The 14,937-nt window shown below is 70.7% G+C and carries 12 protein-coding genes, 3 tRNA genes and 1 pseudogene; 7 read left to right on the forward strand and 9 right to left on the reverse strand.

Annotated elements, in window-relative coordinates:
- Positions 1–3 precede the first annotated feature (3 nt).
- Positions 4–882, reverse strand: coding sequence for a GntR family transcriptional regulator (locus HC362_RS15460; protein ID WP_243084548.1), 879 nt, complete (start codon positions 880–882; stop codon positions 4–6).
- Positions 883–1,072: 190 nt separating this feature from the next.
- Between HC362_RS15460 and rraA the strand changes: the two genes are divergently transcribed.
- Entirely contained in the window at positions 1,073–1,564 is a 492-nt protein-coding gene (gene rraA, locus HC362_RS15465) for a ribonuclease E activity regulator RraA (protein ID WP_243084549.1), read from the forward strand.
- Positions 1,565–1,743: 179 nt separating this feature from the next.
- On the opposite strand, the pseudogene HC362_RS15470 reads toward rraA, so the two are convergent.
- Positions 1,744–1,923 (reverse strand): annotated as a pseudogene (locus HC362_RS15470) (DNA-binding protein); the annotation flags it as partial.
- Positions 1,924–1,984: 61 nt separating this feature from the next.
- On the opposite strand from HC362_RS15470, the gene HC362_RS15475 reads away from it, so the two are divergent.
- The 3 genes from HC362_RS15475 (at position 1,985) to HC362_RS15485 (ending at position 3,137) form a co-directional block, all read left to right on the forward strand.
- Positions 1,985–2,470, forward strand: a complete 486-nt coding sequence (locus tag HC362_RS15475) for a hypothetical protein (RefSeq protein ID WP_243084550.1) — start codon at positions 1,985–1,987, stop codon at positions 2,468–2,470.
- 457 nt (positions 2,471–2,927) lie between these two features.
- Positions 2,928–3,002 (forward strand) — tRNA-Asp (locus HC362_RS15480).
- A 61-nt stretch (positions 3,003–3,063) separates the two neighbouring features.
- Positions 3,064–3,137: transfer RNA gene (locus HC362_RS15485), tRNA-Phe, on the forward strand.
- A gap of 65 nt (positions 3,138–3,202) precedes the next feature.
- On the opposite strand, the gene HC362_RS15490 is transcribed toward HC362_RS15485, so the two are convergent.
- The 6 genes from HC362_RS15490 to HC362_RS15515 all read right to left on the reverse strand — a co-directional run bounded on the left by HC362_RS15490 (position 3,203) and on the right by HC362_RS15515 (position 9,377).
- Positions 3,203–4,300, reverse strand: a complete 1,098-nt coding sequence (locus tag HC362_RS15490; protein WP_243084551.1) for an ABC transporter permease — start codon at positions 4,298–4,300, stop codon at positions 3,203–3,205.
- 75 nt (positions 4,301–4,375) lie between these two features.
- On the reverse strand, positions 4,376–5,254 hold the full coding sequence (locus tag HC362_RS15495; RefSeq protein WP_243084552.1) for a cytochrome c biogenesis CcdA family protein: 879 nt from the start codon (positions 5,252–5,254) through the stop codon (positions 4,376–4,378).
- Positions 5,254–6,060, reverse strand: a complete 807-nt coding sequence (locus HC362_RS15500; RefSeq protein WP_243084553.1) for a thioredoxin domain-containing protein — start codon at positions 6,058–6,060, stop codon at positions 5,254–5,256. Before HC362_RS15500 ends, HC362_RS15495 begins: the two co-directional genes overlap by 1 nt.
- A 66-nt stretch (positions 6,061–6,126) precedes the next feature.
- Positions 6,127–6,504 (reverse strand): hypothetical protein, encoded by a 378-nt coding sequence (locus HC362_RS15505; RefSeq protein WP_243084554.1) that lies wholly within the window; start codon positions 6,502–6,504, stop codon positions 6,127–6,129.
- 36 nt (positions 6,505–6,540) lie between these two features.
- The gene (locus tag HC362_RS15510) at positions 6,541–8,625 is read right to left on the reverse strand and encodes a tetratricopeptide repeat protein (protein WP_243084555.1); all 2,085 of its coding nucleotides are present in this window, start codon (positions 8,623–8,625) and stop codon (positions 6,541–6,543) included.
- On the reverse strand, positions 8,622–9,377 hold the full coding sequence (locus HC362_RS15515) for an ElyC/SanA/YdcF family protein (protein WP_243084556.1): 756 nt from the start codon (positions 9,375–9,377) through the stop codon (positions 8,622–8,624). The genes HC362_RS15510 and HC362_RS15515 overlap by 4 nt, the downstream gene beginning before the upstream one ends.
- Before the next feature lie 142 nt (positions 9,378–9,519).
- Between HC362_RS15515 and hrpA the strand changes: the two genes are divergently transcribed.
- The 3 genes from hrpA to HC362_RS15530 all read left to right on the forward strand — a co-directional run bounded on the left by hrpA (position 9,520) and on the right by HC362_RS15530 (position 14,095).
- Positions 9,520–13,602 (forward strand): ATP-dependent RNA helicase HrpA, encoded by a 4,083-nt coding sequence (gene hrpA, locus HC362_RS15520; protein WP_243084557.1) that lies wholly within the window; start codon positions 9,520–9,522, stop codon positions 13,600–13,602.
- Between the two features lie 65 nt (positions 13,603–13,667).
- Positions 13,668–13,742 (forward strand) — tRNA-Asp (locus HC362_RS15525).
- A gap of 176 nt (positions 13,743–13,918) precedes the next feature.
- Positions 13,919–14,095: a DUF6274 family protein gene (locus HC362_RS15530; RefSeq protein WP_243084558.1), complete on the forward strand. Its 177-nt coding sequence runs from the start codon at positions 13,919–13,921 to the stop codon at positions 14,093–14,095.
- A 443-nt stretch (positions 14,096–14,538) separates the two neighbouring features.
- On the opposite strand, the gene bldC is transcribed toward HC362_RS15530, so the two are convergent.
- A complete protein-coding gene (gene bldC, locus HC362_RS15535; RefSeq protein ID WP_019355084.1) occupies positions 14,539–14,745 on the reverse strand; it encodes a developmental transcriptional regulator BldC in 207 nt (68 codons plus the stop codon).
- Positions 14,746–14,937: the final 192 nt, after the last annotated feature.

The following is a 14,937-nucleotide window of genomic DNA, read 5'->3' on the forward strand; positions in this document are numbered from 1 at the left end:
GGGTCAGCGGCCCGTCTTGATGGTGCGCACTTTGTCAAGGTGGCGGCGCAGGAATGCCGCCGCCTCTTCGAGATCGCCGGCCTCGACCAGGTCGAGCATGTGCAGATGTTCCCGCGCCTGACCGGCCAGACGGGAGCGGTCGACCTGGTGGCGGTACTCGATGAGGCGGCGCAGCCGGTTCTGGCGGCGGGCGGCGTCGAGCAGGAACTGGTTGCCCGAGAAGCCGACCAGCATCTCGTGGAACGACGCGTTCACGTGGAACAGTTCCGCCCGCGGCAAGAGCAGGATGTCGCCGCGCAGCAGGGCCTCCTGCTGCTTGCGGTGCAGGGCCGCAGCCTCCGGGTCGATCGTGAAGCCCGGCTCAAGGAGGGCGTTCGGCTCGATGATCATGCGGTAGCGGTAGCTCTGGTCGTGCGCCTCGACCGTATTGAGGACCTGCTGGAACTCCCAGCCGCGCCCGCCGATCTTGCGGCGTACGAGATCCTCGGACTCCATGCGGGCCAGTACCCGCTCGGCCTGGCGGGGTGTCAGGCCGTAGCCGCGGCCGACGTCGGCCGTCGTGAACGGCCCGGCGAAGCGGCCGCCCACGTAGTCGTCGGCGATCCGGAAATACGCGTCCTGCTCGATGTCGCCACCGTCGGACAGGTCCGTCCCGGCCAGTGTGGCGGCGGAACGGGCAAGGAAGAAGCCCCGGTTGGGCTCGCGCCGCAGGATGCCGACCTCGGCGAGGAAGAGCATCGCCTTGCGGGCCGGGGTGCGCGAGACGTCCAGCTCGTCAGCGGTCCACTGCTCGGTGACGTGCGCACCCTCCTCGAGTCCGCTGCGGCGCAGCAGGTCCACCAGGCGGGTGGCGATGGAGGTGGTCAGGTTCGGCCGCGACATCACGCTGCGCTCTTCGTACGGGGACGGGGAGATCCCATCTTAAGCGCCGCACCAGCTGCGACCCGAGGGATTGTATAGATCTGCATATTGATGCAAAGTGGCGCTCGTGGGACGTCGAATCGTCCTGCTGTGCAAGAGAGCCAGTGGCCAGCCCCAGCCACCAGTCCGAGTGAGAGGCGCGAAGCCCCGCATGTCGACGACCGTCACGACCCCCGTCCCCACCGCCGACCTCGCCGACCAGCACGGTGACCAACTCCGTGTCTGTGATGCGCAGTTCACCAACTACGGCGGCGCCCGATCCTTCGCCGGACCGGTGCGGACCGTGTCCTGCTACGAGGACAACGCCCTGCTGCACGAACTGCTGCGCACGCCCGGAGAGGGCGCCGTCGTGGTCGTCGACGGAGGCGGCTCCCTCGCCACCACGCTCTTCGGGGACCGCATGGCCACCCGGGCCCTGGAGAACGGGTGGGCGGGAGTCGTCGTCCACGGTGCCGTCCGCGACAGCGCGGCACTGGCCACCCTGCCGCTCGGTGTCCAGGCGCTCGGCACCAATCCACGCCGGGCCGGGAAGGCGGGCAGCGGGGCGGTGGATGTGCCGGTCACCTTCGGCGGCGTCACCTTCGAGGCCGGGGACGTGCTGCACGCGGACGAGGACGGGGTGGTCCTTCTGCCCTGCGCCTGAACCGCCCGTGCACGGCCAACCATACGGGCCATCGTGGCCGAGTCCCGCCCTGCCTGGGGTTCCGTCGATCTGATGCCATGTCGGGAAGGCGGCGGGGCGGCATCGGCGGATGGGGGCCGCCTGGGGGCATCTACGTAGTGGGGCCGACCCGCAGGTGGGCACGCACACGCGCGACGCCATCAGGCGTCCTTGATCTGTACGCGGTCGCCGCACAGTTTGGCCCAGTCGTCGCGGTCCGAGGTCAGCACGAGGACGGGCGCCGGGGAGCGGAGGGCCATGGCGGCGACGAGAGCGTCGATGGCGTACTCGTGGCCATGCAGACCACCGGCGTCGCTCGGCAACTGCACCGCAGTGAGGCTGGTCGCTCAGGGGGATCACACGCTGATCCCTGTCGGTCTTGGGGTAGTCCACATTGACCTTGTGCTCATCGAGGTCGGCATCGCGCACATCGAGCGCAAGGGAATCACCGACTCGCAGGCCCCCCTCCCACGGCAAAGCCCACAGCGCTCGGTGCTCGGCGGGGATCGCGTCGTCGTTGATGAGACGCACGAACTCCTCGGGCTCAACGACCTCGGCGGCCAGGTCGGCACGATGCCCTCGGCCAGGCCGCTCGGCACGGGCGGCGTCGGCCGTAGCCCGGTCATAGCGCATGGCACCCGTCGCCGGATCACGGTCGACCTGGGCGAGGACCCGCCGGACGCTCGCCGGATTGAGGCCCCAGCGCTCGGGGCACTCTCGGGCAGTGGTGAGATCCAGGCGTCGGACTTCTGCACACCCCGTGCAGAAGTCAAGCCTGGTGGTTCCCTCATCGCGCTCCGAACTTCTTCTTCACAGTCGGGCCGCATCCAGGCCGTCACAGTTCGGAACATGGCTTCGCGACGCAGAACCCTGGGATCATGGCGGTGAGCACTCTCCTCGTAGATCCAGAATGTGCAGTCGCAACGGGATACCACGCCGTGCCCACCAGTGGGCACGGGCCCCGGATCAAGACGGATGGAGCCGGAGCGAGGAGGGTGGAAACAGGGCTGTGGGCTCGGCTCGCCGGTATAGCCCCAGGTCAGAAAGGTAAAGTTTTCGGGTTCGAATCCCGTTGGGGGCACAGCACCACCACCTCATCAGCCCTGTGACCTGCGAATACGCAGGTGGCAGGGCTTTTGGCGCGCTCTGCGCCCTTCCCCCTCCCCGAGCCGCCGCCCTCTCTGTACGCCTGCACGTCCCCGCACAGAGACGAGTTCGGACCGGGTCCCCGCGTCTGTTACTCTTTTCCGGCGACGTCACCCCTGCTGGGGAGCCTCCGAAGCCCACAAAAAGTGGTTAGGAGCACCCGTCGCACTGTGCGAGACTGGAGCTCGTACGAACGCTGGGTCCTGTGGAGCAGTTTGGAGTGCTCGCCACCCTGTCAAGGTGGAGGCCGCGGGTTCAAATCCCGTCAGGACCGCTGCCATCAAGTCGCTTCGCCTCTTGATGGCCCTCCCGACCGGGGCTCGCCCCGGACACCGGGCTGGGTAGCTCAGTTGGTACGAGCGTCCGCCTGAAAAGCGGAAGGTCGCCGGTTCGACCCCGGCCCCAGCCACAGCCGTGAGGAAGGCCCCGTCCCTTGGGACGGGGCCTTTTTCGTGGTCGGTCCGCTGCGACCGGTCAGTCGGAGTTGCCGGATGCGTGTGCCGCGCGGGGGCGGCCGCCCGGGTGGCGGTGGCGCCAGATCCAGAAGACGGCGCAGGAGACCAGGGCCCAGGCGGTGAGGACCAGGTACGGCTGGAGCAGCTGGTGGTCCGGGAAGTAGACGGCGGTGTGCTGGGCGTTCACGGAGGCGCCCGGCGGCAGCCAGCGGCCGATCTCGCCGAGTGCGGAGGGCAGCAGGGGCCAGGAGACGGCGCCGCCCGAGGAGGGGTTGCCCAGCAGCACCATCAGTCCCCAGGTGGGCAGCATCGCCCAGCGGCCGACGAGGGTGTTGAACATGGTGAAGACCATGCCGCTGGTGAACATCGTCAGCGCCAGGATCATCCACGACTGGGCGAACGGCAGGTCCAGCGCTCCGAGTCCCCAGTCGACGACGGCGGCGATGACGAAGCCGCCCAGGAGGGCGTAGGCGGCGGTGAAGGCGATGCGCTCGGGCGGGTTGAGAGCGCGTGCGTGGACGCTGAGCTGGATGGCACCGATGAAGCCGATGATGACGGCGGCGAGCGAGATGTAGAAGATCGCCAGGCCACGCGGGTCGCCCTTGCCCAGCGGTTTGAGGTCGCGTACCTGGACGGGTACGCCGATCTTCTTGCCGACCTTCGGGCCCGCCTCCTCCAGCAGCTCCGCCACCGAGGCCCCGGAAGCGCTGGAGACGTCCAGCTCGACGCCCTTCGGCTGCTCGGCCTGCATGACGGCGAAGACCTGCTGGGCCTCGATGGCGTTCTCGGCCGCCGCCTGCGTGCGGTAGTGCCGCAGCTTGAGCGAGGAGCCGAGCGCCTTCTCCATTCCGGCGACGAACGCGGTGCGGTCCCGCGCGTTGTCGGGTTCCCCGACGACGGCTACGGGCACCCGGTGCGGGGTGGGGTCGGCCATCGCATACGTGTACGACCCGGCGAAGAGCCCGGCACCAGCGGCGACGATCAGCACCAGGACGGTCGCGGGGAAGAAGGGCGAGTCCTTGAAGTCCCGCCACGCCTGGGCCGGGCCGCGCCGCCCCCTGCCGTGCTTCCCGCGCTCGCTGTGCCGGCCGCCCTCGGTGTGCGGTTCCTCGCTCATAGCCTCACACTAGGCGGGCAAACCACACTTTCCATTACTTTTCGGAAGCGGCGCAGGCTTCGCCCTCACCCCTCGTCACGGCTCCGCACGCTCCCCACGACGACCCCGTGCCGCACTCGCCCGCGCCCGTGCCCGTTCCCGTGCCCGCAGCACCGCCCGTACCCCCAGCACCGCGCCCGCCGCGAGCGCCAGCCCGGCCAGCAGCGCGCCGTCCGGCACCGCTTGCCCCGCCCGACGGGCCCAGGTCTCCGCGGCGAAGGCGCCGTCCACGTCCGTCAGGCCCGGCAGCCCGGAGGCCCCGTCGAAGGCGAGGAAGAGGGCGCCCAGCAGCACGAAGAACAGCCCCGACAGCAGCGCGGTGGTGTGCAGCCTCAACCGGCCGCCGAGCCGCAGCTCACGCCCGCGCAGCCAGCGCCGCCGACCCAGGTCGAACCGCTCCCACAGCAGCGCGAGCACGAACAGCGGTACGGCCATGCCCAGCGCGTACACCGCCAGCAGCACCGCACCGTAGACGGGGTTGCCGTGCACGGCGGCGACCGTCAGTACGCTGCCGAGGATGGGGCCCGCGCAGAACCCGGCCAGGCCGTAGACCGCGCCCAGCGCGTAGACGGAGACCGCCGTCGTGGGACGGATACGGCCCGATGCCTCCGCCAGCCGGCGCGGCGCGAATCCGAGCCCGGCGATTTGCACCAGCCCGAGCACGATGATCAGCCAGCCGCCCACCGAGACCAGCAGATCCCGGTGGCCGTAGAACAGCCGTCCGGTGAGGGAGCCGGCGGCGCCCAGTGGAACCAGCGTGGTGGCCAGGCCGAGGTAGAAGATCCCGGTGCGGGCCATCAGGCGGCCCGCTGAGTCGATCGAGTAGGCGAAGAACGCGGGCAGCAGCAGGGCGCTGCACGGGCTGAGCAGGGCGAGGAGGCCGCCGAGGAAGGCGGCCAGATATCCGACGTCCATCAGTTCCGGTCCCCGTGCCGGGCCGGCTTCTCCGCCGCTGCCGCGGCGCGCTCGATCGCGTCGGTGAAGACCTCGTCCGGCTGGGCGCCCGCGATCGGCTGCCCGTTGACCAGGAACGCCGGGGTGGCACTGGCGCCCAGCCCGTACGCCTCGGCGCGGTCCTTGGCCAGCAGCTTCCTGGCGGCCCCGCTCGCCCGGTCGCGGTCGAAGCGGTCGAGGTCCTTCACCCCCGCCTGCTCCGCGAGCTGGTGCAGGCGCCCGGTGCTGAAGGAGCTCTTCTCGTTGCCCTTGTCGGCGTAGGCCGCCTTGTAGAACTGCCAGAACCGGCCCTGCTGCCCCGCCGCGTAACTGGCCAGCGCGGCACGTTCGGAGCCCTTGCCGAAGACGGGGAAGTTGCGCCACTCGATGCGCAGCAGGCCCTTGTCCACGTACTTGTTCACCAGCTTCGGCGCGGTGTCCCGGGCGAACTTGCCGCAGAACGAGCAGCCGAAGTCGGCGTACTCGATCATCACCACGGGCGCGTCCTTGTCGCCGCGCGCGAACGGGTCGTCAGCGCTGCGGCGCGCGAGCTTCAGCAGCGCGGGGTCGCCGGCCGCTGTGTCGTCGGAGCGGCCCTCGACGGTGGCGTTGCCCGAGCCGGAGCCGGAGCCCGCGCTGTCACCGCCCCCGACGGCGTACTGCGACAGCCAGCCCGCGAGGAGCGCGGCGACGGCGACGAGGGCGCCGATGACGACTCCCATGTTCTTGCTCCGGGCCATGGGCTGGTTCTGCTTCTTGTTCTGAGTGCTCTGCCTGTTCGAGGGCATGCGAAGGTCTCCTGTACTGCGTGTACGGCGTATACGTCGAATACGGACAGCGGCAAGCCGGGGCCGCTATACGCGCAGTACGGAGAGTTGGACGGGAGTGGGCGGCGGTATCGGCGCGGGACCGCGCACGGGCGGGCGGGTGTGCGCCGCGCCGATCGCGCTGTGCGACTGCGGGGTCAGGCAGGCCGGGAGCGCGAGAGGGAGCAGCTGCTGCTGGCTGGCGGCGGGTGCCGCCGGAAGCGCGCCGCCGCCGTCCTTGGACTTGTGGCAGTGGGAGGGCCCCGCGTCCGCTGCGGGGGCACTCGCGGAGACAGCGGGTGCGCCGGCGGCGGACGCGGACTGCGCCCCCGCGAACTGGACGGCTCCGCACAGGGCGAGCAGCAGCGCCACGAGGACGGCGACGGCCCGCCGTTCGCCTCGTATCGTCCGCCCGCCACCGTGCATGCCGCCACCCTAACGGGGCGCAGTCGGCCGCCCCGTTCAGCCCAGTACGCTCCTGAGCACGCCCGCCACCTCCTCCGCCGTCAGCAGCGGCCCGGTCTCCTCGCCCTCCGGCGTGTACGCCTCTTCGATGTGGCTCCGCGCGGTGTCCAGGTCGCCGCGCTGCTCCGCGACGCGGGCCAGCAGGTGCCGCGCGGTGCGGTGCTGCGGGGAGCGCTCCAGCACCGGCGCGAGCAGGGTCTCGGCCTCCTCGTACGCCTCTTCCGTCGCGAGGTCGTTCACCAGTACCTCCGCCAGCTCCATCGCCGGGTCGAACAGCGAGGTGAGCATGAAGCCGCTGTAGCCGCGCCGCACGATGTGGTGGACGTCCCGCGCGGTACGCAGCCACTCCACCGCCTCCTCGTTCCTGCCCTGCCCGCGCAGCGCCCGCCCCAGCCAGTACGCGGCCTCGTGCAGCGGGTCCTTCTTCTCGCGGCCCGCCCAGGCGAGCCGCAGCAGCCCCTCCGCCTCCGCGTACCGCTTCCACCGCACGAGCTGCATACCGGCGCGCCAGCCGTACCAGGCCCGTCCGCCCTTGGCGGCGCGGGTCCACCAGCGGACGGCCTCCTCCATGTCGCCGTAGTCGTCACCGACCCGGTTGCCGACCCAGCTCGCGGCGTCGGGCCGGCCGAACCGTGCCGCGCGGCGCAGCCACGGCTCCGCCTTGACGGGCTCGTCCAGCCGTACGTACAGCGCGCCCAGCCCCTCGATCGCGTCGAGGTCGCCCGCCTTGGCCGCGGGCAGGTAGAGCGGGACGACCGCCTTCTCGTGGGCGCCGCACTCCTCGTGCAGCATGCGGCCGAGCGCGTACGAGGCGGCGGGAGCGTGCCGGCCCCCGGGGTCGGCGGCGGCGCGCTTGTAGTGCCGTACGGCCTCCGGGTAGCGGCACAGCCGCTCCATCAGGCGGCCGAGCTCCAGGTCGGCGGCCCGGTCGTCGGACTCGGCGGCCTCGTGGAGCTCGGCGAGCCGGGGCTCCTCCTCGTCGCCGAGCGCGGGCGGGGTGCTCTGCTCGGCCTCCTCCAGGTCCTCCAGGCATTCGGCGGCCTCCTCGTAGAAGTCGTCGTCGCCCTCGGTGCCCTCGTCGGCGGCCTCCAGCCAGCGGCGGGCCTCGGCCAGCCGCCACTGGTCGCGGTAGTAGGAGCCGAGCCGCCGCTGCTGGACGCGGTCGCCTGCCTCGGCGCCGGGCAGCAGCGACGCCTCGTACTTCTCCAGCTCGCCGTACTGGAGGTGCACGGCGCTGAGGGTGCGGGCCAGCAGCCGGGATTCCGGGTGCCGGCGCAGCCCGCCCTCCAGCACCCGGCAGGCGTCCTCGTACCGGTCGAGGTTGTAGTGGAGGAGCGCGTGCCACTGGTCCGTACGCGGGTCGCCGAGCGCCTGCGCCTCCTCGTACACCTTCTCCGCCTCCGGGAGGAAGGACGGGTAGGAGGTGAACCACTCGGGATCGGTGTGCAGTTCGGAGAAGGGCTCCAGCTCCAGGAACTCCGATATCTGCTCGTCCAGGTCCTCGGGGCGCTCCTCGGGCGGCAGCGCGCGCAGTGCGGCGAGTTCGGCGATCCGGTCCTGGTAGCGCTCGAGCCGGGCCCCCAGCTCGATCAGCCGGTCCTCGATCTGGTCGGCGACGTGGTCGTACGGCGCCGCCTCGTCCAGCTCGTCCCTGGCCTCGTCGGTGCGGCCCTGGCGCAGCATGAGGAGGGCGCCGTTGGTGCGGCACTTGACGCTGCCGAGCTCCGCGCCCTTCGCGTACCACTCGGCCGCGCCCTCCGGATCGTCCAGCCGCTCCAGCAGCAGCTCCGCCAGCCCGAAAGCGCAGTCGCCGTCGCGCTCGGCCGCCGTCCGGTACCAGTAGTCGGCGACCGTGTACTGACCGCGGTCCTTCGCGGTGATCGCCCGCAGCCGCGCGGCCCGCGCGTCGCCGCCCCTGGCCGCCTCCTCCAGCCACGGAACGGCGTCGTCCACGCGCCCTCTGCCGACCAGGTACTCGCCGTAGGCCTGCTTGTCCGCCGCGTCGCCCTCCTCGGCGGCGCCGCGGTACTTGCGCTCCTCGGCCGAGAGCTCGCCGCCGGCGCTGGTCCCCGTTGATGTCATGGCTGTCTGTCGCTTTCTCGCGGTTTGTCCGAGCGGTGGAGGTGGTGCTTCGAGTGGTGGCCGTTGGGCTTCTCGGGGTGGCTGTTGTGCTTCGCGGACCCGGCCAGGGCGCGTCGCACGCCGGGCTCGCGGGGGCCGAGGAAGTGCGGGTCGGGGGTGAGCGCCGCGTCGTAGGCCGCCTTCACCGCGCCCGGCAGCTCGCGCAGCCCGCCCGCGTACCAGGTCGCGTCCCGCGGCTCCCGCACCGGGATGCCGTAGGAGTCGATGCCGGCGGCCCGGCACAGCGCGGCGGCACGGCGTACGTGGAAGTCCTGGCTGACCAGCAGCGCGCGGCGCACCCCGAAGACGCGCGCTGCCCGCGCGCACGAGTCCCAGGTGTCGAAGCCCGCGTAGTCGGCGACGACGCGGGAGGCAGGGACGCCACGGTCGGTGAGGTAGTCGCGCATGGCGCCGGGCTCGTCGTAGTCCCTGCGGCTGTTGTCGCCCGACACCAGCAGGACGCGGACCTTGCCGGTGCGGTAGAGCCGCGCCGCGGCGTCGAGGCGGTGTGCCAGGTAGGGGGAGGGCTCGCCGTCCCACAGGCCTGCGCCGAAGACGAGGGCGACCGGGGCGCGGGGTGCGTCCGCGATGTCCGCACGGATACGGCTGTCGGTGGACAGCCGTATCCAGGTCGCGGGAAGCAGCGCCAGCACGCAGGCGAGTACGGCGCCCTGCACCCACCGCCTGCGGCGCGCCGTCACACTGCCTTTCACACTCCGCCCCCGCGTTCCCCGTGTGCCCGGCCGTTCCCCGTGTCCCCGGCCCGGTTTCGTCGCGTACAGCGACGCGGAAGCCGCGCCCCCGGTTGCAAACCGTTCGCCACCCGCTCCCCGGGGGTGCGATCCTTGGCGTGGTATGTCGACTTCCACCCAGACCCCCGCCCCCTCCCCGCAGGAGCTGACCGACCGCATCCCGCACCTCATGCTCGGCGACCAGCAGCGGCTGGCCCGCCGGCTCGCGGGGGCGCGGAAGATCCGCAAAGGGGAGGCCCGTGCGGCCGTCCTCGCGGAGATCTCCGCGGCGATGGACGCCTCCGAGCTGCGCGTGACCGCCCGCCGCGAGGCCGTCCCGCGGATCACCTATCCCCAGCAGCTGCCCGTCAGCCAGAAGAAGGACGAGATCCTGGCGGCCGTCCGCGATCACCAGGTGGTGATCGTCGCGGGTGAGACGGGCTCCGGCAAGACGACGCAGATCCCGAAGATCTGCATGGAGCTGGGCCGCGGCATCCAGGGTGTGATCGGTCACACCCAGCCGCGCCGGATCGCGGCCCGTACGGTCGCCGAGCGGGTGGCGGAGGAGCTGGGCTCGCAGCTGGGCGAGACGGTCGGCTGGAAGGTCCGCTTCACCGACCAGGTGAAGGACCACACGCTGGTCAAGCTGATGACCGACGGCATCCTGCTGGCGGAGATCCAGCAGGACCGCGAGCTGCGCCAGTACGACACGATCATCATCGACGAGGCGCACGAGCGGTCGCTCAACATCGACTTCCTGCTCGGCTACCTCGCGCAGCTGCTGCCCAGGCGGCCCGACCTCAAGGTGATCATCACCTCCGCGACGATCGACCCGGAGCGGTTCTCGCGCCACTTCGGCGACGCACCGATCGTCGAGGTCAGCGGGCGTACCTATCCGGTCGAGGTCCGCTACCGGCCGCTGCTGGAGGAGGACGACGAGGGTGCGGCGGCGCCCGACCGCGACCAGATCACCGCCATCTGCGACGCGGTGGACGAGCTGCATGCGGAAGGGCCCGGCGACATCCTGGTCTTCCTCTCCGGGGAGCGGGAGATCCGGGACACGGCCGACGCGCTGGAGAAGAAGTTCACCCGCGAGGGCAGAGGCCCGCGCCCCGGCGGCGCCGTCGAGGTGCTCCCCCTCTACGCGCGGCTGTCCAACGCCGAGCAGCACCGGGTCTTCCAGCCGCACTCGGGGCGCCGCATCGTGCTGGCGACCAATGTCGCCGAGACGTCGCTGACCGTTCCGGGCATCAAGTACGTCATCGATCCGGGCACGGCCCGCATCTCGCGCTACAGCCACCGCACCAAGGTGCAGCGGCTGCCGATCGAGCGGATCAGCCAGGCGAGCGCCAACCAGCGCAAGGGACGCTCGGGCCGCACCTCGGACGGCATCTGCATCCGGCTGTACTCGGAGGAGGACTTCCTCGCCCGCGCCGAGTTCACCGACCCGGAGATCCTGCGCACCAACCTGGCCTCGGTCATCCTCCAGATGACGGCCGCCGGTCTGGGGGAGATCGAGAAGTTCCCGTTCATCGACCCGCCGGACCACCGCAGCATCAAGGCGGGCGTGCAGCTGCTGGAAGAACTGGGCGCGCTGGAGAAGCAGCAGAGCCGGCAGGCGCGGAAGCTGACCCAGCTGGGCCGCCGCCTCGCCCAGCTGCCCGTCGACCCCCGGCTGGCCCGGATGGTGCTGGAGGCCGACAAGCACGGGTGTGTGCACGAGGTCATGGTGATCGCCGCCGCGCTCTCCATCCAGGACCCGCGCGAACGCCCCTCCGACAAGCAGCAGCAGGCCGACCAGCACCACGCTCGCTTCAAGGACGAGGGCAGCGACTTCCTGGCGTTCCTCAACCTGTGGCGCTATGTACGCGAGCAGCAGCGCGAGCTGTCCTCGTCCGCCTTCCGCCGGATGTGCAAGGCGGAGTTCCTCAACTATCTGCGGATACGCGAGTGGCAGGACATCTACAGCCAGCTGCGCCAGGTCGCCAAGACGATGAAGATCCGGCTCTCCGACAGCGGCCAGGAGCCCGCGCCCGACGCCGTCCACCAGTCGCTGCTGGCGGGCCTGCTGTCTCATATCGGCCTCAAAGACACCGACAAGAACGAGTACCTGGGCGCGCGCGGCACCAAGTTCGCGGTCTTCCCGGGCTCGGCGCTGTTCAAGAAGCCGCCGCGCTGGGTGATGTCGGCCGAACTGGTGGAGACCTCGCGGCTGTGGGCGCGGGTCAACGCGAAGATCGAGCCGGAGTGGATCGAGCCGCTCGCCGGTCACCTGGTCAAGCGCACCTACAGCGAGCCGCACTGGGAGCAGAAGCAGGCGGCGGTGCTGGCGTACGAGCGAGTGACGCTGTACGGCGTACCGATCGTGGCGCAGCGGAAGGTCAACTACGGCCGGATCGACCCGGAGACCTCGCGCGATCTGTTCATCCGCAACGCGCTGGTCGAGGGCGACTGGCGCACCCACCACCAGTTCTTCCGGGAGAACCGCAAGCTGCTGGAGGAGGTCGAGGAGCTGGAGCACCGCGCCCGGCGCCGCGACATCCTGGTGGACGACGAGACGCTGTACGACTTCTACGACCAGCGGGTGCCCGAACACGTCGTCTCCGGGGCGCACTTCGACTCCTGGTGGAAGAAGAAGCGCCAGGAAGAGCCCGACCTGCTCAACTTCGAGAAGTCGATGCTCATCAGCGACCGGGCCGAGGAGGTCTCCGCCGCCGACTATCCCGACGTGTGGCGGCAGGGCGGCCTCGCCCTCCCGGTGACCTACCAGTTCGAGCCGGGCACGGACGCGGACGGCGTCACGGTGCACGTACCGCTCCAGGTGCTCAACCAGGTCACGGCTGGGGGCACCTCCCGGGCGAAGCCCGGGGGAGGGTTCGACTGGCAGATTCCCGGCCTGCGCGAGGACCTGGTCACCGAGCTGATCCGCTCCCTGCCCAAGCCGATCCGCCGGCACTACGTACCCGCGCCGAACTACGCCCGGGAGTTCCTGCGCCGGGCGACTCCCCTGGACGAGCCGCTGACCTACACGCTGGCGCGGGAGCTGAAGCGGATGGTCGGCGTTCCGGTGACGGCCCAGGACTTCGACTGGTCGAAGGTCCCCGACCATCTGAAGATCACCTTCCGGGTCACCGATGAGCGGCGCCGCAAGCTCGCGGAGAGCAAGGACATCGAGGCGCTGCAGCTCCAGCTCAAGTCGCAGACGCAGACGGCGATCTCCAAGGCGTTCGACTCCTCCGCACGCGCGGCCCGCAACAAGGCCGGGAAGGGCCGCAGGGGCGCCGCAGACGGCTCCGCGGCCCCCGATGCGGCCGCCGCCGCGCCCACGCCCGCTCTCCAGCGCACAGGGCTGAAGAGCTGGACGCTCGGCTCGCTCCCGCGGACCTTCGAGACACGGCGCGCCGGCCAGCCCGTGAAGGCGTACCCGGCCCTGGTGGACGAGGGCGACTCGGTCGCCGTACGGCTCTACGACACCGAGGCGGAGCAGCGCACCGCGATGTGGCGCGGCACCCGGCGCCTCATCCTGCTCAACATCCCCTCCGACCCGGCGAAGTTCGCCCAGTCGAAGCTCGACAACCAGCAGAAGCTGGCTCTCTCGCGCTCCCCGCACGGCGGCGTGCAGGCGCTGTTCGAGGACTGTGTCGCGGCCACCGTGGACCAGCTGGTCTCCGCACGCGGCGGCCCCGCCTGGGACGAGGAGTCCTTCCGCAAGCTGTTCGACGCCGTACGGGCCGACCTGGTGGACGCCACCTTGCGGACGGTACGCCAGGTGCGCGAGGTACTGGCCGCCTGGCACTCGTGCGAGGGCCGGCTGCGGGCGACGACCAGCCCGGTGCTGGCCGACTCCGTCGCGGACGTACGGCAGCAGCTAGCGGAGCTGATCAAGCCCGGTTTCGTCACCGAGCACGGTGCCGGACGGCTGTCCGACCTGATGCGCTACCTCGTCGCGGCCGACCGGCGCCTCCAGCAGCTCCCGCACAACGTGGAACGCGACCGGACCCGGATGGCCAAGGTCCACGAGATGCGGGACGAGTACCTGTGGCTGCTGGAGCAGTTCCCTCAGGGACGGCCGGTGCCGCAGGCCGCGCGGGACATCCGGTGGATGATCGAGGAGCTGCGGGTCAGCTACTTCGCCCACGCGCTGGGTACCGCGTATCCGATCTCCGACAAGCGGATCGTCAAGGCCGTCGACGCGGCCGCCCCGTGAGGGCGCTGTCGCTCAGAGTGAGTTCGCTCCGGACCCCTGACCTGCTGTAGAGTTCCATCTCGCGAGGTCCTGTGGAGCAGTTTGGAGTGCTCGCCACCCTGTCAAGGTGGAGGCCGCGGGTTCAAATCCCGTCAGGACCGCACCTTTTCGAGAGGGCCCCCGAAGCTGATTCGGGGGCCCTCTTGCCGTTGGGGCCGGAGGCCACTTCGAGCGGGCCCGCGCAGCCACTGGTTGCGCGGGCCCTTTTCGTTGCTCCCTTCCGTGTGTTGACGGACGGGGCACCATGGGTAGTCCTTGGCGCGAGAGGAGGTGGCGCGTGGTGAGGCGGCGGACCGTCGACGAGGGACGCCAGGAGTTGCGGGCGCTCCTGCGAAGCCACCTCGCGGGGCGGCGGCACCATGCGAGCCGGCACTGTGCGGTCTGCCACCGCCTGCTGCGGCTGGCGATGGCCTCGGCGACGCCCCCTCGAGAGGGCGGCTGGAACGGCAAGTGAGGGACGGCGCCCAGCCGTTGGCGCACTACCGTACCGGCGATGATCGTCACAAGATCCCACCGGTGTGACGGGTGTCACGTGATTATCCGGTACCCACGGGGAACTTGAGACACCCTCAGAAGCCCTCAATTTAATATGTGCAATTGCACTGCCCGGTGAGCTGCCCTCCCGCCACCCCTCCCACTCCCGCCCAGAACCGCTCAGCAACCCCCACGCGGCCCGCTGACGCACCCGGCACACGCCGACGCACCCCGGGCAGGGAGGTCACCGGACCCCGGGCAAACAAAAAGATCGCGCTGGACCCGGCGGAGTCCAGCGCGATCAACGGACAACCACTGTTGGGGCAGCGGCCTGGCCGTGTGGTGCGCAGAGGGCGGATCGATGGGGTGGGGGCCCCGGAAACGCCCCTGTGTGGTGCTGTTGTGCCTGCTCAGGAACCCTGATCAGGCTTCGCTGCGCTGCTGCGGGATGCCCGCCAGCAGTGCGCGAACCTCCGCCTCGCGGTAGCGGCGGTGTCCTCCGAGCGTGCGGATGGACGTGAGCTTGCCCGCCTTTGCCCAGCGCGTGACCGTCTTGGGGTCCACGCGGAACATCGTGGCAACCTCAGCCGGGGTCAACAGCGGCTCGGTATCAGGGGTGCGAGCGGTCATGAGCGGCCTCCTCGGGAGAACCGAACCATCACGGTTCTTTCCTCTAAATTCTGCACCTTGGCCCGCGTTGCCCGATATGGCGGACGCGAGCCGAGTCGGTTATAGGACGAACGGCTTGTCCTCGGCACTACAACTACACCATCTGTCCAGCCACGTCGGCCAAACCGATGGAATTGCCCTCTCAGGTGTTCA

Origin of the sequence: Streptomyces sp. 891-h, from assembly GCF_022760275.1 — a bacterium.
Lineage (GTDB): Bacteria > Actinomycetota > Actinomycetes > Streptomycetales > Streptomycetaceae > Streptomyces > Streptomyces spirodelae.